The organism is Adhaeribacter swui (assembly GCF_014217805.1).
GTDB classification, from domain to species: Bacteria; Bacteroidota; Bacteroidia; order Cytophagales; family Hymenobacteraceae; genus Adhaeribacter; species Adhaeribacter swui.
In genome coordinates this window covers 4,084,424-4,108,759 of sequence record NZ_CP055156.1, presented here as the reverse complement: position 1 = coordinate 4,108,759, position 24,336 = coordinate 4,084,424, and the positions used below count along the sequence as shown (strand labels likewise).

The following is a 24,336-nucleotide window of genomic DNA, read 5'->3' as shown; positions in this document are numbered from 1 at the left end:
TTGCTACTGAAGTACGCGCCCGATAAGCATATAATACTTTAATTGGTACAAACTATTTGGTTCCGGTATAATTTAGTAAGTACTCCTTATTCTGTTTTTAATAATACGCCCGCATGCAACCCATTCGCATCAACGTTCCGCCGCCGGTAGAAACAGGTTTGCAATTGCGTTTATCTTTTGCTCCGTTTATCCGGTATTTACAGCAACAGAAAGAAACAGCAGCGCAAGGCGATAAATTAACGTTTATTTATGATACGCTTTTAGCTAAATTTTTACCGTACCAGGATTATTTGGTACCAACCGGGCAAGTAGTGGTAACCGAAGCCCTGGAAGAGCTTTTTACCTTAGTGAAGTACAGTATTTTACCGTTTATTCACCAGGGCGAAGAAATTCCATACGCCATTGGTTTACCCTGTCAGCCACTTACGTTATTTCATTACGCCGATACTTTTAAGCATTTAACGCATCAGCAAGGCGAGATTTTTACCCGCAGCAGCCTGACAGTAATCCGCCAGGACTCGCTGCGGGCCTTTTACCGCTTAATTTTAAATAAATGTTACCATTATCCTATTAGTAAACCAACTTTTCCGTTAGTAACTTTTACCAAAACCCAGGATGGCCTCACGAAGTACTACCGGATGCGCCTGGATTTCCGGTTTATCGATCCTTCGCTGGTGGGCGAACTGCCCCCTTTGCAGCCCGAGTGGGTAGCATTTGCGCAAAACGAACTACCTACCGCCGAAGAAATACCGGTAACCTTGCCCCTGACTCAATTTACTTTTGATGGCTTTGCTTTTTTTCAGATTGAGGATATAACCGAAGAAGTTACCATTCAGGAACTGAAAGAAGTTTTTGTGCATCTTTCGTCGGAGGTAGAAAGCGAAATTTACCTGCGCTTCGAAAAAGCTCTACGTAATTTATGCGGACAACCCGATCTGGAAATTGGAATTATGCCTTTTTTGCAGGTAAACGGCCGCCACGTGCAGCACAAAGTTTATACCTCGCGCAGCATTTTTTTTAAAAATAACAATTGCTTCGTAGAAGAAATTACCGATGCGGCGCTACAGACTTTGCTCCGCGAAATAATTGCCGACCCGCGGCTGCGCATCATCAAAGACTTAAGCCTGACCACCGATTTCAAGCACCAGTTTTTGTACCAGAAAGGATTCCGCAGTTTTATTATGTACCCGCTGGTGGTGTCTAACCAGGCCTTGGGCATGCTGGAAATTGGCAGCAAACACCCCAATGCTTTAAACGGCGAAGTGCTGCGGCGGGTAGAACAAGCCATTCCGTTGGTGGTAGAGTTGCTCTTGTACCAGATTAATGAGTTCCGGACCCGGATGGAAGAAATTATCCGGAAGAAATTTACGTTGCTGCAGCCCGCGCTGGAATGGAAGTTTACCGATGCCGCCTGGGCTTATTTGCAAAAAGGCGAAGATGCAAGCCCGGACGACGAAGCTACCCAGGTTTATTTTAAACAAGTATATCCTTTTTACGGCGCCATCGATGTCCGGAACTCTTCGGTGGAGCGCAACGCGGTCTTGCAGCAAGATCTTAGCCGCCAATTCCGGGCCTTAGAGAAAATTTTAAAAAATGCGGCTAATCTGTCCGGTTCGCATCAATCCGATTCCATGCTGGCCAGAGTATACCATTGGCAACGCCGGCTGACTCAGGTAATCAGCCCCGAAGAAGAAAACCAGATCAGCGTATTTCTGCGGCAACAGATTCATCCGCAACTCCAAAAACTAGCCACTCACCCCGGTGAAGCAACATCGGTGGCAGATTATTTTTCGAATATCGATCCGGAAACCGGTTTATTTAACCAGGCTTTTCAGGCTTACGAATTGAGCCTGGCGCAAATAAATAAAACCGTGAATACTTTTATGGAGCAGGAAGCCCGGGAACTGCAAAACTTGTTTCCGAATTATTTTGAGAAATTCCGGACGGATGGCCTGGAATATAACTTATACGTTGGTTCGGCCATTGCACCCTGGTTAACATTTAAGCCGCAGCATTTACAGCAGTTCCGGGCCTGGCAACTAAATGCCATGGTGCAGATGGCTACTTTAACCCACGATTTGTTGCCCGCCTTGCCCTTACCGCTTAAAACCACCCAGCTTATTCTGGCCCACTCCCACCCCGTAGATATTAAATTCCGGCTGGACGAACACCGGTTTGATGTAGAAGGCTCGTACAGTATCCGGTACGAAGTTATTAAAAAGCGCCTTGATAAAGCTTACGTAAAAGATACCAACCAGCGGCTTACCCAACCCGATACCATTGCTTTGGTTTACACCACTCGCACCGAATTAGACGATTTTTTGCCTTTGGTGTACCGCCTGCAGCAAGAACAAAAGCTAACCTCTACCCTGGAATATCTGGAACTGGAATCGTTGCAGGGAGTAACCGGCTTAAAAGCACTGCGCCTCCGCATTAACTATAGTGGTGCTCAAAATTAGATTATTCTCTATGTGCGCAGTTTAGCGTTTCTAAAACAAAATTTAAAAAATTAACCGATCTAAATATTCTCGTTATGAGTAGAGTTCGCGCCAGCGGCCTCTACTCTTTGTTATGGGTAGAGTTCACGCAAGTGGTCTCTACCCATTTTCGGACAGCCAATCTCTGATCGGCGTTTACCAGCATTTTAGGTTACTCCAATCAGAGATTGGCCGCACAAAAAGTACTTAGGACACTGCGCTAACTCTAAGTACAACTCCTGGTGCTTTGCTAACTCTAAGTTCAGCTTTAGAAAAGCCGTTTTTTAAAAATTCTCATTCTAACTGCCGGTCTACGCATTCTTGCTAAATTTTAAAAATTTTTAATGCAGCATGCCCACGGGAGCTTCCAGTTCAGGTTGATCATCGGTAACCGGAATGGCTTTGCGGCCAAGTAACAAAATAGATAAAGCAACTACCGCTGAGCCCAGCATAATCCCCGTCATGGGTACGGCCGATCGAGCCTCAAACATACTTAACAAAACAGTAGCCAGGGCACCAAAGCCCATTTGCGACGCCCCCATTAAAGCCGAGGCGCTACCGGCGTTCTTCGAAAAAGGCCGCATTGATAAGGCTGAGGCATTCGGGAAGGTAAAGCCCAGGCAGCACAGGTAAACAAAGATAAAAGCAATGGTTTCGTACAATCCCAACCAACCCAAGTTGGTGGCAATTACAAACAACAAGGCCGTAATAGTTTGGCAAAACAGCGCCGTAAAAATTATTTGTTCGCTGCGGTACTTTTTAAGTAACACACTGTTTACCTGACTGGCACCGATTAAACCAATCGAGAGAAAAGCGAAAATCCAGCCGTATTGCTTTTCGCCGACTTTAAATATTTCCATAAACAGCAAAGGCGAGCCCGATACGTAGGCCAGTAAACCCGAAAACGAAATAGCGCCCGAAAACGCGTAGGTGTAAAACTGGGGTACTTTTAGTACTGCAAAAAAATTATTTAAAATAGGTTTAGGCTTTAACGAATACGTAGGGTCGGGCTTGCTGCTTTCGGGTAAGCCAAAATAAACGGCTACTAAAATAGCGGCTCCCATACCGGCTAAAATTAAAAAAACTACTTGCCAGCCAAAATCAGCCGTTACGTAACCACCCACGGTAGGCGCTACCATCGGCGATACGCCTACAACCAGCATCAGCAGCGAAAAAACTTTGGCGTTGTCTTCAATCGGAAACAGATCACGCACCATGGCTACCGAAGCTACCGCAGCCGCACAACTACCAATGGCCTGAATAAACCGCAGCACCACCAAGCTTTCGATGGAAGTAGCAAAACCACAAGCCACCGACGAAAGTACATACACTACTAAACCCACGTAAAGCGGTTTTTTCCGGCCAAACCGGTCTAACAAAGGCCCGTATAACAACTGCCCCGCCGAAATACCAATAAAAAAGCTAGATAAAGAAAGCGCTACATCGGCTACGATGGTGTGCAAATCTTTAGCAATGGCCGGGAAACCGGGCAAGTACATGTCAATGGAAAAAGGGCCTAGGGCAGTAAGGGTTCCTAAAATAAGAATAAGGGAAAAATATTTCTGGCGAGTCATTCGGGGTAAATTTACCGGCAAAGATAACAGAATAAAAGCGGCCAGGTAGCATTACCTGGCCGCTTAACTACGTGCTGCTGGATGATTGGTTTACATATGCATGTAAATCCGGCTAAACACCCCTGAATAAAATCTATTCTTAGACCAAAAGGCTATTTATGCAACCGCATCAATAAATCTGTTTTGTATTTGACTTAAAAACAAAGTTGGATGCAAAAAAAACAGCACTAACGCCCACTTGCCAGTGAAAACACGAAAGCCATCCAAGAAATAAATAATTTAAAAAATTAATTGCATTGCCATCAGCTTAAGCTGGTGGGTATTCATTAAACTGGAAGCAGGTGAATTTTTAAAATTCAACCGCTATTTGGCAGTAGCTGCAGTTTTTAATACCGCTTGGTAGGCAGGTTTGGGCTGATACTGACGATCAAACAACAACGGATAACTGGTACGACCCCGAATTGGCCAGTTATTTAGCCAGGAGTTTGCATCGGTTACACCCCAAAACGTAATGCGGCCAATTTTATCACGGTGCTTCTGGAACAAGGCAAATAAATCGGCGTAGCGCTGGGTTAATTTTTGCTGCACCGAATCGGGCAGGCCGTTGGTATACACGTTAAATTTTTGATCCGATTCAAAAGTTTCGGCAATATCGGCTCCTTGCCGACGGCTTGGGTTCGGTAGCACATCAATGTCCAGTTCGGTAAAGTTTACTTCTACGCCTAACTTAGAAAAAGCCACAATGCTGGCTTCTATCTGCTCGATGGTAGGCACCGTTAAACCATAATGCCCCTGCATGCCAATCGCTTTTACTTTAATGCCTTTAGCTTGTAAATTTTTCACCAATTTAATGGTGCCCTCCCGTTTGTCCGGGCGGTACAAACTATAATCATTGTAATACAGTTCGGCTTTTGGGTCGGCTTTATGGGCAAACTCGAAGGCTTTCTGGGCAAAATCTTCGCCGATAATAGATAACCATTTAGTCGGGCGCATCTGGCCGCCCTGGTCCGCAATGGCTTCGTTCACCACGTCCCAACCCTGAATCTTGCCTTTGTACCGGCCTACTACCGTATTAATGTGTTTTTCCATGCGCTGCAAAAGTTCTTCGCGCGAAACCGGTTTACCTGCCTCGTCTTCAAATACCCAGTCGGGGGTTTGCTGGTGCCAAACTAAGGTATGGCCCACAATAAACATGTTGTTTTGCTGACCAAAAGCTACGTAATCATCGGCCAGTTTAAAGTTATATTCCTCTAGTTTCGGATGCACCGGTCCCCATTTTAACACGTTTTCGGGACTAATGGTATTAAATTGTTTTTTAACGAGCGCTAGGGCTTGCGCATCCCGGCCTGATACCTGAAAATTATTGACAGCGGCGCCCACGTAAAAACTTTTCTTAAATGCGTCTTTTAAAGTAGGCTCCGATTTTTGTACCAGGCCCAGGCTGCAGGCAGTTAAAGCCAGAGCAATCCAAAGTTTATTATTTTTCATATAGTAGTCTAAGCAAGTGAAATAATAGATTATTTAAAATTTTTAATTTTTCAGAAAGTAATTTTGAGATAGGTCCCTGGTAGATCAATTTTTCAAAAGATGAGTAATCAGCAATGACTTAAATGCCGGGCACAAATTTAGGGTCTTGCTTTTGATAGTACTCCAGGGAGTGCGTTGGTTTCTCTAAGCCAGCCGGGATAGGCCGTTGCGCGAAAGTTTGAAAATACAATACGCAGGCATCGCGCCACCAACGGGCTTCTTTCTCCTGAATTAATAGCAGCATTTTTACGTGGTTAAAACGTTCGGCATCTACGTAAGACTGCGTGGCATCCCAGGTTTTTCGCATCTCTCCTACCATGGCGGCCCCGCTGTAATACCGGTGACAGATCTCGTCCCACACAGTGCGGCCTGATTTTACTTTAAAATCCCATTTTACATGATGAAACCAGAGCAAAAATGGCTCGGGGCAAGTTTCTGCTTTGCCATAAAGTTTTTGAACGCCGGGTGCGTACTGGGCTAAGGCGTTGCTGCCAGTGGCGGTTCTATCAAAACCAATTCCTTCCGGTGATGCCTTGTGGTAATACACCGAAGTCCAGTCAGCACGTTTTTTATCTTTAATCCAGGGTCCGGGGCCATAATGGTGGTCGTAGCCCATGATGTGGTGCAAACCCAGCGGAGTCATGTAGTTTACCAGCGTTTCCCGGGATTGCAGCATCATTTTGTTGATCGGGTTCAGAAAAGCCGTTTCGTTCGTGAACGTCATCCGTAGCCATTCGTCGGCTATTTTCTCCGACGTTAAAGTATGATCCCAAGCCAGCCGGCCAAAGCAATACCAATTAGCCTGCCCGAATAAATGGCCGGTCCAGTTGCGGTCGTTACCAATATTCGCCACGCCCGCCATACCGGTTAAATTGTACTGGTGCAAACTACCATCAACTACTTTCGCCACCGTAGAACCCGCGCCTTTCACGAAGGTATCAGCATCTAAAGTTTCTTTGTACAACGGAGCCTGGTACACCAAATTAGTAGCCTGACCTAAATATTCCTGGGTAATCTGAAATTCCATCATTAAAGGCGTTTGGGGCATCGCGCCAAACAACGGATGAAAAGGCTCGCGTGGTTGAAAATCAATCGGACCGTTTTTTACCTGCACCAATACATTTTTCCGGAATTTACCATCTAGGGGTTTAAATTCGGTAAATGCTTGTTTCGCGCGGTCGTCGGGTACTTTATTATCGTACACGAAAGCCCGCCACATCACAATACCACCTTTGTCGGCTACGGCATCGGCCAGCATGTTGGCTCCGTCGGCGTGGTTGCGGCCGTAATTTTGTGGCCCGGGCTGCCCTTCAGAATTTGCTTTTACCAGAAAACCGCCAAAATCTGGCACGTAGGTATAAATTTCGTCGGCTTTGTTTTTCCACCAGGCTTTTACTTGTTCGTCCAGCGGGTCAGCCGTTTTTAAACCACCAATTTCTACGGGAGCGCTAAAGCGGGCAGTTAAATACACTTTTAACCCGTACGGCCGAAAAGTATCGGCGAGCGCTTTTACTTTCACTAAATAAGCCGGCGTTAAGATTAGGGCATTGGCGTTTACGTTGGTAAGCACAGTGCCGTTAATTCCAATCGAGGCATTAGCCCGGGCGTAATCAATATACCGTTGGTCAATGTAGTCGGGTAGTTTATGCCAGTCCCAGATCGAAAAACCGGCGTAACCCCGTTCCACGGTGCGGTTCAGGTTGTCCCAGTGGTTCAGTATCCGGCGATGAATTTTTGGGGTACTACTAATGCTTAAGCGCGTAATATCCTGGTTGGTTTGCAGCAGTTTAATAAACTGAAAAGTACCGTAGAGCACCCCCACATCGGAGTTAGCGGCAATTACCGTTGCTTTCTGCCCTTTTACTGCTACTGTTTCGATTAAGTAACCTTCGGTTCCCAACTTGGCCAGTTTACTGGTTACATTCAGGCTTTTGATAAGCGGCGAATTTTCCGGTGTGCCCAGCACCAGCGCGTTAGCTGTTATTTCAGATTGATTTTTTACATTTTGACCCAATAAACCGCTCAAAGCCATATCCAGTTCTTGGCGGGTTACCGTTAACGTAGGCGAGGTTCCTTGTATTAAAACACCCGAAATATTTTGCCGGTATTGCTGTAGCTTTTGTGGGTCTTTCAGGAGTTCGTAGCGTTGCCAAAGCCGGTACCCATCGTCGCTGTAAGCCAATTCGGTTAAGTTGATGATCAGCAACAAGGCCAGAGCAAACGGTAAAATTTTAAATTTCATAAGAGTATAATAATCGCGTGGCGCTTTTCCGGAAAATGCTAAACAACCGAAAGTACCCTTTTATAAACTGCTTGATAATCAAGCAAACTTAAATGTACGGCTTTTTACAATTTCTCCTGCTCTGATTATAAAAAATAACTTTACCCGGCTATTTAATTTTAATGCTACGGCAGTTTAACTATCAATCGGCCATTTTGGTAAATTAAAATTTTTAAAAATTACGGTAACAGGCAGTTTTAGCAGTAAAATTATCGCGGTAGGCAAGCAATCTGTATTTGGGTAAATGCTTGCTTTCCGCTACTTTCGGGAATTAAACTTTATACACAAGGCTATGAAAATGAGACAAACCTGGCGTTGGTTCGGGCCCAACGATCCGGTAACGCTACAAGATATTCGCCAGACCGGCGCCGAAGGAATTGTAACGGCTTTGCACCACGTACCGCACGGGGCTGTTTGGCCCGTGGAGGAAATAAAAAAACGCCAGCGGGAAATTGAAGCCTATGGCTTAACCTGGGACGTGGTAGAAAGCGTAACCGTACACGAAAGCATTAAAACCCGTACCGGCGACTACCAGCATTACATAGATTTGTATAAAGAATCGCTCCGCAATATTGCGGCTTGCGGCATTCAGATTGTAACCTACAACTTTATGCCCGTAAACGACTGGACCCGTACCGACCTGAACCTGGTAATGCCGGATGGCTCTAAAGCTTTGTATTTTAATTGGTTTGACCTGGCGGTATTTGATATTCATTTATTAGAACGGCCCAATGCGGCGCAAGATTACCCGGCCCATGTGGTGCAAGAAGCTGAAAAGCGATTTAAAGAGTATACCTCCGAAAAACTGGAGTTGCTAACGTACATTGTGATGTTTGGGATACCCGGGGAAAAAAAGCAAACCCTGGAGCAAATGCGCGACAACCTGGCCCGCTATAAAGACATTGATCGCCATGTGCTGCGCGAAAATTTAAAATATTTTCTGCAGGAGATTACCCCGGTAGCCGAAGAAGTGGGTATTAAATTGGCCATTCACCCCGATGATCCACCGTTTCATATTCTGGGTTTGCCCCGCGTGGTAAGTACCGCCGACGATTTAAATTATATCCTACAATCGGTGCCAAGTCCGGCGAACGGTATTTGTTTTTGTACGGGTTCCTTAGGGGCTAACCCGAAAAACAATTTACCCGAAATGGTAAAACATATTGGCAACCGCATTCATTTTGTGCATTTGCGCAACGTGGCCAAAGACGAGCACGGCAATTTTTACGAAGCTGACCATTTAGGCGGTGACGTGGATATGTACGCCGTGGTTAAAGAAATTCTTACCATTCAGCAGCAGGTAGCCGCCCCCATTCCATTCCGGCCCGACCACGGCCACCAAATGCTCGACGATTTAGCTAAGACCACCAACCCGGGTTATTCGGCCATTGGCCGTTTGCGGGGCTTAGCCGAGTTAAGAGGCTTAGAATTAGGCATTTGCCGCTCCGAAGGCTGGGAGTAATATAAATAACAAGAAGTTGGTTGTACTTAGAGTTAGCAAAGCGCTCTAAGTACTTTTTGTGCAGCCAATCTCTGATTGGCATTTACCAGAATTTTAGGTTACGCCAATCAGAGATTGGCTATCCGAAAAATGCGTAGTGACCGCTTTCGCGAACTCTACGCATAACAAACATGCAAATGCTTTTGCAAATGCTACCAAAACAACTATTTAAAAAATAAATGAAGCTTGCTATTATCGGCAGAAGTTCTTTTGCCGGCTATGAGGTGAGTTGTAAATTTTAAATTTTTAAAAATTTACGTTTTCTGGTTTATACGTTGGAGCCAGGGCGAGTAGCTGTTGGTGAATGACTAATACCTGCGGAATAACTAATTGCTGTTCGTCGTTGGTAATTACAAAATCTACCCGCTTTATTTTTTCTTCGTCAGAGAGTTGCTTGTGCATAATAGCCTGGATGTCGGCAATGGTGCGATGCGGGTCGCGCTGGAGCGTGCGCTTTAAACGGAGCGGTTCCGGCGCCGTTACTAGAACCATTTGGTTTACCTGCTTGTGCGCTTCGGTTTCGTACATCAAAGCGGCTTCTTTAATCAGGTAAGGCACATTTTGTTGCGCAGCCGCCCAATCGATAAAATCCTGCTTTACCTGTGGGTGCACTAAACTGTTAAGTAAGATTAACTGTTCCGGATTATGAAAGACCAGTTGCGCCAGGTAAGCCCGGTTTAACAAGCCGGTAGTGGCATCAAAAGCTTCTTGCCCGAAAGCTGCACGCAGTTCCTGTTGCAGTTCGGGTTGGTGTTGCATCACCCATTTGGCCCGGAAATCAGAATCATAAACCGGAATACCCAGTAAGGCAAATAGGCGGCAAACCAAACTTTTACCGGAACCAATGCCACCTGTTACGCCCACCTTCAGCATACGATTTACCCGCTATATTTTTACTCCCGGAAAAACTTTTACTTTACTGGGCTGCACAATTACCCGGCGCACCAAAGCCGGTTTTCGCAACAACTCTAAGGCTACGGTAGAATCTTTGGGGTTTACCTGAGAAAGGTTAGCCGATAAGGCAAATTGCGTCAGGTTTATTTGGGCCGCTTGTTCCGGAAAATACCCGTAGCGCACCGTAACGGTAGGCGGGTATAAAACTATAGAATCTTTTTCGGGCTTGTTCTGCACGGCTGGGGCTAGTAACAAGTTTTGCCAGGCCAGCAATTTTACGTTAAATTTAACTTCGGCTTCTACAATATCGCTTTTAACCAGTTCTTTAAACGGGTAATTAATGGGTACCGAATTATTATATGCCCCGGTTAAATTTGTTTTGGGCAAAGTTAACACAAACGGGTTAGGCAGCGAATCCAGCACCGAGGCCGGACCTTCAAACTCTACTTCTTTGGGGGTAATGGTAATGGGTCTTACCAACGCGTAGTTCGGGTTAATGGGTAAATGCAAGGTATCCAGTACCAGCGGAATTTTTCGCTTTACCTGCTTATCAAAATCAAACCGGATGCTATCCGTTACAATAAAGTTTAACTGCAGGCCATCCAGGGCATTGGCCACATTGGGCCGGAAAATGCTCGTGGAAACCGCCTTTTGCTGGGTAAGCCCCTGCATGGGAATATCGGCTGGTTGCACATCCAGCATCAGGTATTTGCGCAAAAGTTTCCAGCCTTTGCCGCTTACGTTAATGGTTATTTCTTCGGGTAAAGGTTTTAGCGGAATGTACTCGCGCTGGTCGTAAACAAAACGAATGGGATAAGTAACCCGGATGTTGGTGTAATTTTTATTGAGGGCGTTTAACAGCCAGAAGGTAGATGCTGCTGTAAAGCACAGCAGCACTACCCGCCAGTATTGTTCCCGGCCGTGAAATGGTTTTAAGAACCACAAGACGATATTTTTGATGGGCGCTAATGGCAAGTTAAGCTTTGTCGTTCGCTTTGGTGGTAGATTCTACTGCAATGGCAGATTTATCAAATTTAAGCCGCAGACCTTTATCTACTTCTATCCAAACGGTAGTTTCGCTGATGTCCACGAGTTTGCCGTGCAAGCCGCCAATGGTTACTACGTTCATGCCTTTGCTAAGCGATTCCCGAAATTTTTTGGCATCAGATACTTTTTTCTGCTGCGGCCGGATCATAAAAAAGTAAAACACTAAAATAATAGCCCCAATAAACAAAATATTAGAGATATTACTCGGGGTGTTTACTTGTAAAAATAGTTGATACATGTTGTTGTTATTGCGTTCTTAAAGGTCCGTTAGCTGCCATATCGGGCAAAATGTTTGTTTTAATGGCAATCTGATTGGTAGATGGCTGGGTATTGGCTTCAATTGTAATGGTTTTAGATTGTTGCCCGGTTTTACCATGGCTATCAAACTGCACATCTATTTTACCTTCGGCGCCAGGAGCAACGGGATCTTTGGGCCACTCGGGCACGGTACAACCGCAGGTAGCCGAAGCATTGGAAATAATTAAGGGCGATTTACCGGTATTTTTAAAAGTAAAGGTATGTTTTACTACCGCACCTGGTTTAATATCGCCAAAATCGTGTTCCATTTCGGTAAACGTCATCACGGGGGCATCGGCGTTGCTCATTACCTGCTCGTTGGTCAGGTTGGGGTTAGCAACGGCATTTACGGCCGGCGTAGAAGCAGAAGCAGTAGTTTCGGTGCTGTCGCCTTCGGAGTTACTATTAGAATTATTGCAGCCAGCAGCCAGTAACGATACTGCCAATAAGCCGGCAAAAAGTTTATTCATTTTCATTTTATAAAGTTACAGTTAAGATACTAGGTTCGCGTTTTTTTAGGCTTGCTTAGTTGATTAAAACAAATTACAGCATAATGATTTACCCTGTAAAAGCAAATTTTTAAAAAATTATTGTAAATGCGAAATTACATTTTGCGCAAATTCCATAGTGCTGGCTTTGCCCCCTAAATCGCCGGTGCATTGCTCGCGGTTTTTAAAGGTTTGGTCCATGGCAGCTTCAATGCGGGTGGCATGTTCGTGCTCGCCAATGTGATGCAGCATCATAATGGCCGAACGTAATAAAGCAGTAGGGTTGGCAATGCCTTTACCGGCAATATCGGGCGCCGAGCCGTGTACGGCTTCAAAAATAGCCATGTCTTTGCCAATGTTGGCACCGGCAACCACACCTAAACCACCTACCAAACCCGCACATAAATCCGATAAAATATCGCCGAACAGGTTGGTGGTAACTACTACGTCAAACTGCTCTGGTTTATTTACCAACTGCATGCACATGTTATCGATGATTTTATCATCCAGGGTAATTTCGGGGTACTCCGGGGCAATGGTTTTGGCCGAGTTAATAAATAAACTACCGGCTAATTTTAAAATATTGGCTTTGTGCACTACCGTTACTTTTTTGCGGTTATGCTGGCGGGCGTATTCAAAAGCGGCACGACAAATTTTATCGCAGCCATCTTTGGTAACCCGGGCGATCGCGTCGGCAATGCCGTGGCGTTCGTCGTAAAATTCCAGGCCCGAGTACAAGCCTTCGGTATTTTCGCGGAACAACACTAAATCTACAAATTTAAAAGGCGTTTCGATGCCTACGGTACTTTTGGCCGGCCGCACGTTCTGGTACAAATCAAACATCTGGCGCAGGGTAACATTAATGCTTTTAAAGCCGCCCCCAACCGGTGTGGTAATCGGGCCTTTTAAAGCAACCCGGTTTTTATTTAAAGAAGCAATAAGCGAAACCGGAATTAACTGGCCACCGGCGTTGTGCGTGGTAATGCCGGCATTTTCCACTTCCCAGGTAACGGGCACTTGGGCAGCAGCAAAAATGGTTTTTACGGCTTCGGTAATTTCGGGACCAATGCCATCACCCGGTATTAAGGTTATTTGTTTCATAGTTTAGAGTGTGTCTGTTATGCGTTGTTCGTTATACGTTTTTAAGCAGTTAAAAACCAAGGTTAAAGGAACAACGAATAATACCAACCAAATTTAGATAACTTCGCGGCGGCTGTTAATTTGATTAATTAGCAAGTCTACATCGCCCAATAATTTTTCGGCTTTATCTTTTGCATCCTGAATTACACGCTGGCCTTCGGAGCGGGCCGCTGATTGGTGCGGTTCGCGGTTTTCGCGCAGTACGTCGGTTAAGTCCATCAGCATGTCGCGGTATTTATCTAACTGGTAGCTTAAGCGGTTACGGGTTCCCTGGCCTTTGTCGGGCGCGTATAAGACGCCAAAAGCAGCTCCGGTAGCTACTCCGGATAAAAACGCCAAAAGCGTGTAGGTTATTTTCTTGCTCATAGTTATAATAGTTCGGTTAAGCCTTTTAAAGCCTCAATTTACGGTTTAAATCGAAACTTTAAAAGGGTAACTGGTTTGTGGGTTTATTTATTGTCTATTAAGCCCCGGCCCGATTTCCGGATATCTCCTTTTTCGGCTAGCTCCTGGGCTATTTTATCCAGTACGCCGTTGATAAATTGCTTACTCTTGGGCGTGCTGTACAGCTTCGATATTTCGATGTACTCGTTAATGGTTACTTTTACGGGAATGCTGCGAAAAATATGCATTTCGCAGAGGGCCATTTTTAAAATTATTTTATCCAGCAGGGCTACCCGTTCTACGTCCCAGTTCTTAATATGGCTGTTTATCAGGGCTTCGTAGGTGGCGTCTTCCTGAACGGTTTGGTTGTATAAATCTTCGAAAAAAACTTTATCGTCTTCCCAGTTGGCCGATAAATCGAGCAAAGGTAAATTTTCGTCGGCGGTTTCTTCTAAGGATTTAATGGTTTTGTTTACCAGGCTTTTTACAATGGCTTTGTTTTCGACCCAGTTCATGTCCTGCTCTTCGAAATATTTTTGCAGGGTTTCGTCTTTAAAAATTAAATTTTTATAGAGGTGTTTTACTAGCTCGTGGTCTTCTTCGTAAGTATGCTCGGGCGTGGCTAGATAATTCTGGATGGTTTCATCGTTTTTAACTACGGTTTTATACCACTGCCGTAACTGGTCGATGTCGGAGCCCCAGCTAATGTTGCGGCGAATGAGGCGCTCCTGGTACGATTTATTGGCGAGCAGTTTTTGCACTACCCGGTTATCTAATAAATTTTTAAAATTTAATTCTTTTTTAACGGTAAAGCGGGTGGCCTTTTTTTCTTCTTCGCCCTCGATTAATTGCACCAGCACTTCGGTAATTTGCAGGTTGCTTAAATAATGATCGTAGATTTTTTCTACGGCATTTACCATTTGGCTACCGTAGGTGCGGAAGTCTTTTTTGAGTTGGGTTTCGTAGAACCGCACGGCATTATTTACGGCCGCCAGAACTTCTTTATCGGTTTCTTCGGTATCGAACTGCCGGGTATCGTACCATTCTTTAAAGAGGATGGTGGCAATTTTTTTCTGCCCTTCCAGTTTTTTGCGATCCTGCACTTCCATCGAGTTTAAATCGGGGGCAAAATCAGCCTCAATTTTATCTAAGGCCAGGTTGTAATCGGAACCTTCGGCTTGCATGTAGGCGTAAATGGCTTGCATCGCCTTGATTCGTAATGTTCTGCGGTTAAGCATTCTAGTATGTTAAAGAACGTAAAAAATTTAAAAAATTTTAATTTAGCTGCCATTCCGCCGCAGACTTGGTAGCCCGCTTAAACGGTACGGGGAAATCAGTTTTTTATTAGTCCGGCCTAAAACCAGGGGCTTTCCGCAAGTATATGTACGCGGTACCCGGTTGGTAGTTGGTCTGGTTTGTCAAACATCTGCCGGGAGCTTTTTGTTCTACCGGTAGTTTAGTTTTATTTGCCTTATGTAATCTTAAAAATTAGCGGCTTGGCTTTGTTTAATTTCACCTTCCGGCCTTGTTTCTGTTTCCGGAAAATCGCGCACCGGAATACCAAAGGCGATGCTTATATTTGTAACCGGTTTATAAACCGGCTGTTGCTGTAAGCGGTGCAAAATTAAGCTTTTTTCTGGTAATCGCACGGGTACGGGTTGAACTTACCGCATTAAAATGCCGCCATTTTCTGCTAAAGTGCGTAAAGCAACTGGGTACGGCAACCCGGGTTAGTTTTTTAATTTTTTACAAAAACCCCTATTCATTTACAGGGTTGGCAGTAATTTTTTAAAATAAATCCGGCAGCAGAACCTGCTCTAAAGCAAAACCGAACGCTTCAGACAAAATATAGGAAAGCGCTGCCAACGTTTTTCTGGTTTATTTTAAATGGTTCATGTGGGTAGTTTTACCCGCTAGAAACCAACCGTAAATAGCTCCGGATTTTTAATCTGTTGGGTTATTTTAAAATTTTTAAATTTTAGCAATTCTGTGAAATCACTCCGTTACTTAAATAAATATTTACTCAAATATAAATGGCACCTCTTGCTGGGCACGCTGTTTATTATTATCTCCAACATCTTCGGCATAATTCCGGCGCAGATTGTGCGCTACGCTTTTAACTTAATTGTAGAAGGCATTAACCAATACCACTTGTTTGAAGGCACCAGCAAGCAAGCCGAAATTTATAACGTATTTGCCCGCAATGTAACGCTGTACGGCGGCCTGATTATTTTGCTGGCTTTATTAAAAGGCGTGTTTACGTTTTACATGCGCCAAACTATTATCGTGATGTCGCGGCTGGTAGAGAACGACATGAAAAACGAAATTTACGCACACTACCAAACCTTGCCCCTCAGCTTTTACCGCCGCAACAACACCGGCGATTTAATGGCCCGCATTTCCGAAGACGTGAGCCGGGTGCGCATGTATCTAGGCCCGGCGATTATGTACGGCATTAACCTGGTGGTGCTATTTTTACTGGTGGTGCCTTATATGTTTTACATTAACCCCAAGCTTACTTTTTATACGTTGCTGCCTTTGCCGATTTTATCGGTGAGCATTTACTACGTAAATAACATTATCGAGCGTAAATCCGACGAAATTCAGCGGAGCCTTTCGGGCATAACTACGTTTGTGCAGGAAGCTTTTTCGGGTATCCGGGTTTTAAAATCGTTTGTGCGCGAAGACGATTCGCATCAGAATTTTACTGTGGCCAGCGACGTGTACAAACAAAAGTCTTTGGATTTAAACTTTGTAAACTCACTTTTCTTCCCGTTAATTTTATTTTTAATTGGCCTTAGTACCATTATTACCGTGTACGTGGGCGGGCAGGAAGTTATTAAAGGCAGCATTACGGCCGGTAACATTGCCGAATTTTTAATTTACGTGAACATGCTTACCTGGCCGGTAACTTCGCTGGGCTGGACTACCAGTTTGGTGCAACGAGCGGCCGCCTCCCAGAGCCGCATTAACGAGTTTCTGGAAACCAAAACCGAGATTATTTCCCGGAGTAACGTGCAGCAAACTATTACGGGCGATATTGTTTTTGACAAGGTAAACTTTATATATCCCGACACCGGCATTCACGCGTTAAAAGACATTTCATTCCGGATAAAACACGGCGAAACCTTGGCAATATTGGGCAATACCGGTTCCGGAAAAAGCACGGTGGCGGCCTTGTTGTGCCGGCTCTACGATACCACCAATGGCCGCATTGAAATTGACGGGGTAGACATCCGGGATTACCATATACCTACCTTGCGCAGCCAGATTGGCTACGTGCCCCAGGACGTATTTTTGTTCTCCGATACCATCCGCAACAACATTGGTTTTGGCTCCGAAAAAATGACCGAAGAACAAATGGCGCAGGCTGCCAAAGATGCCGACGTATACGAAAATATCATGCGTTTTCCGGAAAAATTTGATACTAAACTGGGCGAGCGGGGCATCACGCTGTCGGGCGGGCAAAAGCAACGGGTATCCATGGCGCGGGCTTTGGTACGGGAACCGGCTATTCTGATTCTGGATGACTCTCTAAGCGCCGTAGATACCAAAACCGAAAACGCTATCCTGAATAATTTGCAACGCATCATGCACAACCGCACGTCTATTATCATCTCGCACCGGGTTTCGTCGGTAAAACTGGCCGACCAGATTTTGGTGCTCGACGACGGTGAAATTGTACAGCACGGCACCCACCAGAATTTAATGCAGGAAGAAGGTTTGTATAAATCGTTGTACGAGCGGCAATTACAAACCGAAGAGCAGGATTAGGTTCGTAGAAACGGAAAAATTTAAAAAATTCCGGCATTTTGCATTTTATCTTTTGCAAACCTTTTTGTTTATTTGCCAACCAATCAGGAAAATCTTTCCTTATCGGGGTGTAGCGTAGCCTGGTATCGCGCCAGCATGGGGTGCTGGAGGTCGTGGGTTCGAATCCCGCCACTCCGACATGTAAAAAGGCCTTAAATAGCTCATTTAAGGCCTTTTTGTTTTACAAACCCCCTCGCCGTCAATTTTTCCGTCAGTTTTATGGCAAAAAATGATCTAAAAACTTCCAAAAATGGCTACCAATATCGACCGGCCAGACTCGTAATTTCAAAAAATTCTGCCGGCAATCCGGACCTTTCCCGCAGCTGGTACGTGGTGTACTACATTTACTCCGAAGTTACCGGCAAGCTCGAACGCCAGCGCAAAGAAGGTGAAATAAATGCTGCCAAAACCATCAACGACCGGAAGTCCATTGGCAAGAAACTCGCTGAAGATATCAATACCCTCCTGGCCAACGATTACATTATTAATAAACCAGGTGCGGAGCTGGAGGAGGAAGTTGAATCCGATCCGGCAAATGCCCACCTGCCATTTGACGTTACTAGAAGAACGCTGCTCGATGGTTTTGTTTACTTTAAAGAAGTTTACTTCAGCTCTATTCTACCAGGTACCCAGAAAGGGTATAATTCCTTATTCCGAGCGCTTTTTGAGTGGTTTGAACAAAAAGAAAAAGAAGATGGGAAGAACTGGCTTAATTTAATTTTTATTGAGTTCAACGTGCACGTTGCCAATGCCTTTTTTGATTACCTCAAAAACGAGAAAGAAGTAAAATTTAAAGGTGAAAAAAAGAAAGGAGTCAGCAACAAAACATTTAATAATTACCTGACTTACTTTGCCACCTTCTATAATTTTTTTATTGACCGGAGCTTATTAGCCGTTCATCAGAATCCATTAGCAAGATTTAACAAAAAGAACACTGAAACTAACCAACACACGCCCTTTACTAATAAACAAATCCAACTAATCAAGGCCAAAATGCTGGAGAAAAAAGCGCACCAGCTGCTTACATTTGTGCAGTTTCTCTACTATACTTTTGGACGGCCGGGCAAAGAAGTGCGCCTTTTACAAGTAAAAGATATCCGCGCCAAAACAATCTTCTTTCCAGCTAGTCGGGCTAAAAATGCCACCGGTGCGCACGTAGGTATTCCTCCGGAGCTGGAGTTAATCATTCAAGAAAATAACTACCGGGAGTACCCTCCCCATTATTATATATTTACTTTAAAAGGGAAGCCCGGACCAGAGCCGGTGGGCATTAATTATTTCCCGCGAAATCACGCTAAAATTTTAGAACTGGTTGGTATTACCGAGCCGGATTATAGTTTGTACGGTTATAAGCACACCGGCAACATAAACCTTTACAATGCCACCAAGGATTTAAAAGCGGTCCAGCGGCAAAACCGGCATAAAACCAGCGCCCAAACTGATACTTACCTGCGGGCTTTAGGCTTGCTCCAAGATGAAGATCCTATTATAAATTTTCCGAAGTTCGGCGGAGAAGATCCCGAAAACAAAAAAGCCAACGACTTATAAATCGTTGGCTTTTTTTTTGGAAGTTGCCTAATTAACAGACTAACCGACTATGGTAGCGCTTTGCATTAGTGTAACGGTAGTAAGGATCCACTCCTTGCCATCGCTTCCGAATATGCGGCTTGTAAATGGTGGCTAAATAATTTCGGAGCTTTCGAAGGGGAATAAATGCAGTGAAACTTCGAACATTCCTGGTTCGCTGATCCGGAATTACTAAGCGTTGCTCCTGGCCAGACTTGCAAATCACCAGGTGCGAGGCTGGTGCCGTTACTTGCGGTTGGAAGGCCACGGTTAAAAAATTTACTTCTGCCATGGTCGTGGTGGCCACGGCAGGCTTTACCTGGTAACTCAGCTTTTCTTTTTCGATTTTCACCGGTGAGCTGTGCCCGGGAAGGTGTAGGCAGAGCATTAAGCTCAGGCTACACAAAATGGCAATAAGGTGTTTCATTGTTTTTTTTAAAAGTTTAATAGTGAATGTTTGAGGATTTAAAAATCCAGAAAAACTAGCCGGCAGAAAGGACAAGAAATAAGCTGCTTAGCGCCAATCCAGGAAAGGTTCATCAAATAAGTCTGGGGCACCGTCTCTGATAGGATCGTTTTTTTCCAGAATCGTATTTATATCCTTCTTTTCCTGCTGGGTTAAATACTTCTCGTATACCAACAATGCGGTTCTAAGCGGTTGAACAAAATAAGAGTAAGTTATTTTCTCGCTATTATTAAAACGTTTTTTACCCATGAAGTACGGCAGCATGTAGCGGATAACTTCTAACAAAGGCATTTTACCACTCCGCTCTTCATACCAGATTCCTTGCCCCAAGCTGTTGTAAATCCGGGCACATAGATAAATGGCATCGATGGCTTTACAGTGATACATAAAAGCTTTTACCCTTTTCTTTTCCTCCGGCAGCCCGCCGTCTGGCGCTATATCGTGGAATAGTCTGGCAATTGCCTTTGCGCGCCTTTTGGCAGCGTAATCCATGTTGCCTCCAAAAGCATTAAATGCTACCAGCTGAGCTTCGTAAATCGAAGCAATATTACCAACAGTTTCTTCATTGGCTTTTTTGCCAGTGGCACTAAATTCTAACCAGTAGGCTAAATCGGCAAACCATTTCTGCATGCCTTTCCGGAAAGCTTCTGTATAAAATTTACTATCCTGTAAAAATAACAGCCAATTAGCCACTATAATAAAGGGACGTCCCTCAACAGCACTTTCCACTCTTACTTGACCTGGTACAGCGTTCGCGTAAATAAAACTTGGCATCATACCCGTTTTACTATCCAGGAAAAAGCTGGTGCAGATATCAATTACTCGTTTAGCAAACTTATCTTTTAAGTTTTGGTCATCGGTGGCCACGTAGGCTTTGGATAAATTTTCTACGGCCGGCATTAATTGTTTTTGCAACCTGGTAACGTCCCCGATAGCTTCTGAAATGCCGTTCGCTTGTGCATCTTTCCTTACCCACTCGCCTTTAATTAAATGCCAATAAGGGGCCATTGACATAAAATAATGCAAGCTGTCTTTTACGCCCGGGATAAGCTTGGTCTTTTCCGTTACGTAACTCACTTTTTGATTCAGCCAATCCTGACCTAGTTTGATAACATTGTTAATGGCTTTCTGCATTAACTTGTCCCCTTTTTTGGCCGCCTCTTTGTTACTGTTTAAGCGGTTGGGGTTAGTGGTTAAACCACTAATTTGGCCAGTTGGGGCTTTCGGTGGCTCGGGCTTAGGCTCGGGGGTTACCGGTGGCTGAGGCACTACTTTGGGCGGTTGCGGCTTAAGTTGCTCCTGGAGGGTATCCTGAATTTGCTTGGCCACTTCCGCTTTTTCCTGGTCTGATTTGCCGGTGAAAAAGGCCACAATGATGGCTAAAATACTTTTTAAATCCATTGGTTCTTAAATGATTAAATGGTTAGTGAATGTTTCAGAATCCAAAAATCATGAAAGAACTGCCGGCAGAAAGGACAAAACTTACCCGCGTGACATTTCCCGAATTTCATTTAAAAGCTCCAGCTTTTCCTGCGTTTGCCCCACATCATTATAAACCTGCAGCTTGGTAGGCCAGGCCTTAATTTCATCAGTAAGTGAATCCAAACGGCTGAGCATGGCTTGTTCGTAAGGAGTATAGCCCTGGTTTTCTTCCACTGGACGCGGTGCCGGCAGGGAAGTTTCCGAGGTTGGGCCACCGGTGGCAAAAGCCGTTACGCCTTTTTGGCGCTCCGCCTCCAGGTAGGCTACTGTATTGGCATATTTGGGCGACTTGATCATCCAGTTCGGAATCACGAGCTCCGCTCCTTTCTCCCCGATCAGCCCGAGGCGGGCTTCATTTACCATGCCTCCTTCCGCAAAAGCCCCGATACTGCCGCCACTCTGGCCACTGGCCATTTCCCAGATACCATTGCGCTCCATCATTTTAATAAGGGCCGGATTGCCATCTTTTTTGGTCATACCACCGGCGTAAAATTGCTGTGCAGTAACTTCTTTGGTACTCTTTACAGCCCGGCCAATTGCCAGTGCCGTTTGCACGCCGGCAATAATGTTACCGGATCCGGGAATTAAGGCGTTCATGGGGTTTTGGTTGGCGTGCTTCCAGATGGCCTGGATTTCTTCCCGAAGATCTACCGCAATTTTACCTAAGCTAAAAGCTTTGTGCGCGGTTACAGCCACTTTCCGGGCAGCCGTATCTTTGCCCAACAAATCAATACCGGTCTGGATAGCCTCCTGCGCTTTGCCGATCTGCATGCGGGCCAGGTCACTTTTTACTTTGGTAAGCTTTTCCTCATTGTCACGCATTTTCGCGGTGCGCTCGGAATCGTGGCGCAAGACTTCATTTTTTAACTTTAAGGCCTGCGCTGATTCCCCTTGGCCAGCGGCTTCCAATGCGGCAAGTTTAGCAGCTGCCGTGGCGTTCTTTTGTTCCAACAATGCCATATCCCGAATCTGTTCGGCTTCAATCGTCCGGACCACCTGGCCATCCAGCGCTGCCTGTTTTTGCAGGTACTCATTTTCAATACTCTCGGCCGCTATAACAGCTTTTTCATCCAGTTCTTTCAGCTGCTCATCTTTCGACTTCTGATTTTTACTTTTCTGCAGATCTTCATCTTTTTTACGCGCTGCGGCTTCCTGGTTAGCCAGCTCCTGAGCTTTGGCTGTTTTCTGCTCTTCAAACCGGGCAATGGCCGCATCTTTTTCTGCCTGGGTAGTGACCGCACTTTTTACCACTTTATCCCGGTGCTTTTCCATTTCCTTCAGCTCCAGCTCATTGGCTAAGCGAAGTTTGGCCAGCGTTTTATCCAGGCCATCGGCCATGACATCAATCTTAAGTTTAGCCAGCTCCAGCGCCGCCTTTTCTTCTTCTTTTTCAAATTGCTCCCGGGCCTGCTTTTCCTTGGCGCGTTGCTCTTTTAATTTCCGTTCAGCTTCTTTGGCCGCTTTGTCGGCTTCTTTTTCTTTCTCCTTCCTGGTTTTTTCTGCCTGATCTTTTCGAAGCTCCTCCGCCTGCTTGGCCGATTTTTCGTGCTCCTGCTTTTCTAATTTTAGTTTGTCTTCGGCCGCAATTTTATCATAATGGTTATAGCCTTCCCGGTAGGCTTTGGAAGCATTGGTACCCATATCCGAAAAAGCCTTTTTAATTCCGGAGAAATCACCATTTTTAAAAGCATCCCACATCGCGCCGAAGCTGGATCCTAAACTTTTGATGGCATCCCAAACACCCACTACGGCATTCCGGAGGCCTTTCATGTCATTAATGGCCCAAGCTACGGCATTTAAAAGCCAGGCTTTGGTAACCGTCATTAACCAATCGATGGTGGATCCGGTACCGGAGAAAGTAGCACCAAGGGCTGCCTGCGCGGCCGCCAGTTGCTTCTCGGCATCCAGTTGATCAATCTGCGCGGAAGTAAGAATATTATTTTTATCGATCATGGAGTCAATTTCGCCACCCAGATCTTTCAGGCTTTTCAAAAACTCGATACCCGCATCTTCACCAGGTCCACCAAAAACGTCCGCTACTACCGTTTGCAAAGCACTGGCCGGAATAGTAGTGTTGTTCATTTCGGTACTCACCAGCTTCAGCGCTTCGACGGTAGTCATACTACCGTCATTAATACCTTTAAAAATTTTATCGGTAAAAGCCTGGCCAAATGCGGCATCCAGAGCCTCGCCGGTAGCTTTGGTTTGCTCCCGGATCCGGAGGCCAAATTCTTTCACGGTATCGGCCGCTTTATCGGAGAAAATACCTTCATTGGCACCCTTGGCTAAAACCGCCACAAAGTCTTCGGCGGAAGCGCCGGCCGTGGCAAATTGGGTGGAGTACTCGGATAGCTGTTCCAGGAAATCACCGTTCGCATCAGCTCCGGCCAGGATTCCTTTTTCAATTAACTCAAAGGCCTGCTCGTTAGAAATACCGAACTCTTTGGCCACCACGTTGCCGGCCCGCATCACCTCGTTCCAGTCTTTATCAAAAGTTTTGGAGATGGCTTCCACCTGCACGTATAAGCCATCGAGCGCCGCTCCCTGCTCGCCGGTCAAACTGGAAATACTACCCCGGACCTCATCGACGTGGTCCACTAAACCCAGAAACCCCTTCGCTAACTCGATTAAACCGTCCAGCGCCAACAAAGGCAGAAATGCCGCCACGGCCGCTTGAAATCCAGCCTTCAGCAAACCGGTAGCGGAGGTAACGCCGTTTAAACCAAGTTTGGCCATCAGGGAGTTTTTCTCCAGGCCAAGCATTTCATCCTTGGTATCTTTAATATTTTCTTTGAGCTGCTGGAAATCCTTTTTGAGTTGCGCCCGGCCGGGATCATCCTTGCCCATTTTCTGCAGCTGGTTCCACATCACGGCGGCGGCCGCGTTCATTTCTTTTAAGGAAGCATTGGCCTGCTGCCCGTTGATAATAATTTCAACGATGCGTTGTTCTTTTGTCGTTGCCATTTAAAAATTCACTACAATTTTTTGATTTTTGCTGCCGGCCACTTTCTCGGTGGCGGCCATTACCATTATTTCTTGCATCAGCTGCCCCAGGCGCGAAGTCTGGTAGCCAATACTGTTGCGGTTTTTGCCGCTGTACCATTTTTTAGCCTGGCGTCGGTTGCCTTTGTAGCGGCCGATCAACTTACGCTCGGTGGCCTGGTCCTTTTGCTCGCCGGAACGGGTACCCCGGCCCACTCCCATATCGACCATCTGGCCGTACCAGGCGTAGGCAATCTCGACTTTAATCCGTTCGCCTCCCGCCTGCTCGATCACGTTGCCGTGGAAGCTGTTAAAAAGCTCATCGGTATCGCGGGCTCGTAAACGAGTGAGCTCTTTCTTCCAGTTTTCAATCGCGAAAACGAGCCACTCTTCGGCCGTTTGTTTTTGTGTTTTCAT

The 24,336-nt window shown here is 45.4% G+C and carries 19 protein-coding genes and 1 tRNA gene; 5 read left to right on the top strand and 15 right to left on the bottom strand.

Annotated elements, in window-relative coordinates; genetic code table 11:
* The first annotated feature begins 113 nt into the window (after positions 1–113).
* Positions 114–2,459, top strand: coding sequence for a GAF domain-containing protein (locus HUW51_RS17270; RefSeq protein ID WP_185270870.1), 2,346 nt, complete (start codon positions 114–116; stop codon positions 2,457–2,459).
* A gap of 359 nt (positions 2,460–2,818) precedes the next feature.
* On the opposite strand, the gene HUW51_RS17265 is transcribed toward HUW51_RS17270, so the two are convergent.
* The 3 genes from HUW51_RS17265 to HUW51_RS17255 form a co-directional block, all read right to left on the bottom strand.
* Positions 2,819–4,051: a multidrug effflux MFS transporter gene (locus HUW51_RS17265; RefSeq protein ID WP_185270869.1), complete on the bottom strand. Its 1,233-nt coding sequence runs from the start codon at positions 4,049–4,051 to the stop codon at positions 2,819–2,821.
* 363 nt (positions 4,052–4,414) lie between these two features.
* On the bottom strand, positions 4,415–5,539 hold the full coding sequence (locus HUW51_RS17260) for an endo-1,4-beta-xylanase (RefSeq protein WP_185270868.1): 1,125 nt from the start codon (positions 5,537–5,539) through the stop codon (positions 4,415–4,417).
* 118 nt (positions 5,540–5,657) lie between these two features.
* Positions 5,658–7,820, bottom strand: coding sequence for an alpha-glucuronidase family glycosyl hydrolase (locus HUW51_RS17255; protein ID WP_185270867.1), 2,163 nt, complete (start codon positions 7,818–7,820; stop codon positions 5,658–5,660).
* A 331-nt stretch (positions 7,821–8,151) separates the two neighbouring features.
* On the opposite strand from HUW51_RS17255, the gene uxuA reads away from it, so the two are divergent.
* Positions 8,152–9,321, top strand: a complete 1,170-nt coding sequence (uxuA, locus tag HUW51_RS17250) for a mannonate dehydratase (protein WP_185270866.1) — start codon at positions 8,152–8,154, stop codon at positions 9,319–9,321.
* Positions 9,322–9,606: 285 nt separating this feature from the next.
* Here the strand turns inward: uxuA and coaE are convergent, their stop codons facing one another.
* From coaE to HUW51_RS17210, 8 genes are all read right to left on the bottom strand, one after another.
* Positions 9,607–10,233: a dephospho-CoA kinase gene (coaE, locus tag HUW51_RS17245; RefSeq protein WP_185270865.1), complete on the bottom strand. Its 627-nt coding sequence runs from the start codon at positions 10,231–10,233 to the stop codon at positions 9,607–9,609.
* Between the two features lie 12 nt (positions 10,234–10,245).
* Complete coding sequence (locus tag HUW51_RS17240) at positions 10,246–11,199, bottom strand: YbbR-like domain-containing protein (protein WP_185270864.1); 954 nt, start codon at positions 11,197–11,199, stop codon at positions 10,246–10,248.
* A 31-nt stretch (positions 11,200–11,230) separates the two neighbouring features.
* Entirely contained in the window at positions 11,231–11,539 is a 309-nt protein-coding gene (yajC, locus tag HUW51_RS17235; protein ID WP_185270863.1) for a preprotein translocase subunit YajC, read from the bottom strand.
* Between the two features lie 7 nt (positions 11,540–11,546).
* Positions 11,547–12,074, bottom strand: coding sequence for a DUF1573 domain-containing protein (locus HUW51_RS17230; RefSeq protein WP_185270862.1), 528 nt, complete (start codon positions 12,072–12,074; stop codon positions 11,547–11,549).
* A 111-nt stretch (positions 12,075–12,185) separates the two neighbouring features.
* Entirely contained in the window at positions 12,186–13,187 is a 1,002-nt protein-coding gene (locus tag HUW51_RS17225; RefSeq protein WP_185270861.1) for an isocitrate/isopropylmalate dehydrogenase family protein, read from the bottom strand.
* Positions 13,188–13,280: 93 nt separating this feature from the next.
* Positions 13,281–13,592: a YtxH domain-containing protein gene (locus HUW51_RS17220; RefSeq protein ID WP_185270860.1), complete on the bottom strand. Its 312-nt coding sequence runs from the start codon at positions 13,590–13,592 to the stop codon at positions 13,281–13,283.
* A gap of 83 nt (positions 13,593–13,675) precedes the next feature.
* Positions 13,676–14,848 (bottom strand): transcription antitermination factor NusB, encoded by a 1,173-nt coding sequence (gene nusB / locus HUW51_RS17215; protein ID WP_185270859.1) that lies wholly within the window; start codon positions 14,846–14,848, stop codon positions 13,676–13,678.
* Between the two features lie 243 nt (positions 14,849–15,091).
* Entirely contained in the window at positions 15,092–15,259 is a 168-nt protein-coding gene (locus HUW51_RS17210) for a hypothetical protein (protein ID WP_185270858.1), read from the bottom strand.
* 340 nt (positions 15,260–15,599) lie between these two features.
* On the opposite strand from HUW51_RS17210, the gene HUW51_RS17205 reads away from it, so the two are divergent.
* The 3 genes from HUW51_RS17205 to HUW51_RS17195 all read left to right on the top strand — a co-directional run bounded on the left by HUW51_RS17205 (position 15,600) and on the right by HUW51_RS17195 (position 18,971).
* Positions 15,600–17,384 (top strand): ABC transporter ATP-binding protein, encoded by a 1,785-nt coding sequence (locus HUW51_RS17205; protein WP_185270857.1) that lies wholly within the window; start codon positions 15,600–15,602, stop codon positions 17,382–17,384.
* A 103-nt stretch (positions 17,385–17,487) separates the two neighbouring features.
* Positions 17,488–17,561: transfer RNA gene (locus HUW51_RS17200), tRNA-Pro, on the top strand.
* 81 nt (positions 17,562–17,642) lie between these two features.
* Positions 17,643–18,971: a tyrosine-type recombinase/integrase gene (locus HUW51_RS17195; RefSeq protein ID WP_185270856.1), complete on the top strand. Its 1,329-nt coding sequence runs from the start codon at positions 17,643–17,645 to the stop codon at positions 18,969–18,971.
* Positions 18,972–19,002: 31 nt separating this feature from the next.
* On the opposite strand, the gene HUW51_RS17190 is transcribed toward HUW51_RS17195, so the two are convergent.
* The 4 genes from HUW51_RS17190 to HUW51_RS17175 all read right to left on the bottom strand — a co-directional run bounded on the left by HUW51_RS17190 (position 19,003) and on the right by HUW51_RS17175 (position 24,336).
* Complete coding sequence (locus tag HUW51_RS17190) at positions 19,003–19,416, bottom strand: hypothetical protein (protein ID WP_185270855.1); 414 nt, start codon at positions 19,414–19,416, stop codon at positions 19,003–19,005.
* 87 nt (positions 19,417–19,503) lie between these two features.
* The gene (locus HUW51_RS17185; protein WP_185270854.1) at positions 19,504–20,856 is read right to left on the bottom strand and encodes an alginate lyase family protein; all 1,353 of its coding nucleotides are present in this window, start codon (positions 20,854–20,856) and stop codon (positions 19,504–19,506) included.
* Positions 20,857–20,937: 81 nt separating this feature from the next.
* Positions 20,938–23,901, bottom strand: coding sequence for a phage tail tape measure protein (locus HUW51_RS17180; protein ID WP_185270853.1), 2,964 nt, complete (start codon positions 23,899–23,901; stop codon positions 20,938–20,940).
* Complete coding sequence (locus tag HUW51_RS17175) at positions 23,902–24,336, bottom strand: hypothetical protein (protein WP_185270852.1); 435 nt, start codon at positions 24,334–24,336, stop codon at positions 23,902–23,904.

What these genes read in the sequence shown, in the direction of transcription:
- HUW51_RS17230 (WP_185270862.1), bottom strand. Translation starts at nt 12,074, where the DNA reads ATGAAAATGAATAAACTTTTTGCCGGCTTATTGGCAGTATCGTTACTG.
- HUW51_RS17180 (WP_185270853.1), bottom strand. Translation starts at nt 23,901, where the DNA reads ATGGCAACGACAAAAGAACAACGCATCGTTGAAATTATTATCAACGGG.
- yajC (WP_185270863.1), bottom strand. Translation starts at nt 11,539, where the DNA reads ATGTATCAACTATTTTTACAAGTAAACACCCCGAGTAATATCTCTAAT.
- uxuA (WP_185270866.1), top strand. Translation starts at nt 8,152, where the DNA reads ATGAAAATGAGACAAACCTGGCGTTGGTTCGGGCCCAACGATCCGGTA.
- HUW51_RS17220 (WP_185270860.1), bottom strand. Translation starts at nt 13,592, where the DNA reads ATGAGCAAGAAAATAACCTACACGCTTTTGGCGTTTTTATCCGGAGTA.
- HUW51_RS17265 (WP_185270869.1), bottom strand. Translation starts at nt 4,051, where the DNA reads ATGACTCGCCAGAAATATTTTTCCCTTATTCTTATTTTAGGAACCCTT.
- HUW51_RS17185 (WP_185270854.1), bottom strand. Translation starts at nt 20,856, where the DNA reads ATGGATTTAAAAAGTATTTTAGCCATCATTGTGGCCTTTTTCACCGGC.
- HUW51_RS17175 (WP_185270852.1), bottom strand. Translation starts at nt 24,336, where the DNA reads ATGAAAACACAAAAACAAACGGCCGAAGAGTGGCTCGTTTTCGCGATT.
- HUW51_RS17225 (WP_185270861.1), bottom strand. Translation starts at nt 13,187, where the DNA reads ATGAAACAAATAACCTTAATACCGGGTGATGGCATTGGTCCCGAAATT.
- coaE (WP_185270865.1), bottom strand. Translation starts at nt 10,233, where the DNA reads ATGCTGAAGGTGGGCGTAACAGGTGGCATTGGTTCCGGTAAAAGTTTG.
- HUW51_RS17270 (WP_185270870.1), top strand. Translation starts at nt 114, where the DNA reads ATGCAACCCATTCGCATCAACGTTCCGCCGCCGGTAGAAACAGGTTTG.
- nusB (WP_185270859.1), bottom strand. Translation starts at nt 14,848, where the DNA reads ATGCTTAACCGCAGAACATTACGAATCAAGGCGATGCAAGCCATTTAC.
- HUW51_RS17190 (WP_185270855.1), bottom strand. Translation starts at nt 19,416, where the DNA reads ATGAAACACCTTATTGCCATTTTGTGTAGCCTGAGCTTAATGCTCTGC.
- HUW51_RS17255 (WP_185270867.1), bottom strand. Translation starts at nt 7,820, where the DNA reads ATGAAATTTAAAATTTTACCGTTTGCTCTGGCCTTGTTGCTGATCATC.
- HUW51_RS17260 (WP_185270868.1), bottom strand. Translation starts at nt 5,539, where the DNA reads ATGAAAAATAATAAACTTTGGATTGCTCTGGCTTTAACTGCCTGCAGC.
- HUW51_RS17195 (WP_185270856.1), top strand. Translation starts at nt 17,643, where the DNA reads ATGGCAAAAAATGATCTAAAAACTTCCAAAAATGGCTACCAATATCGA.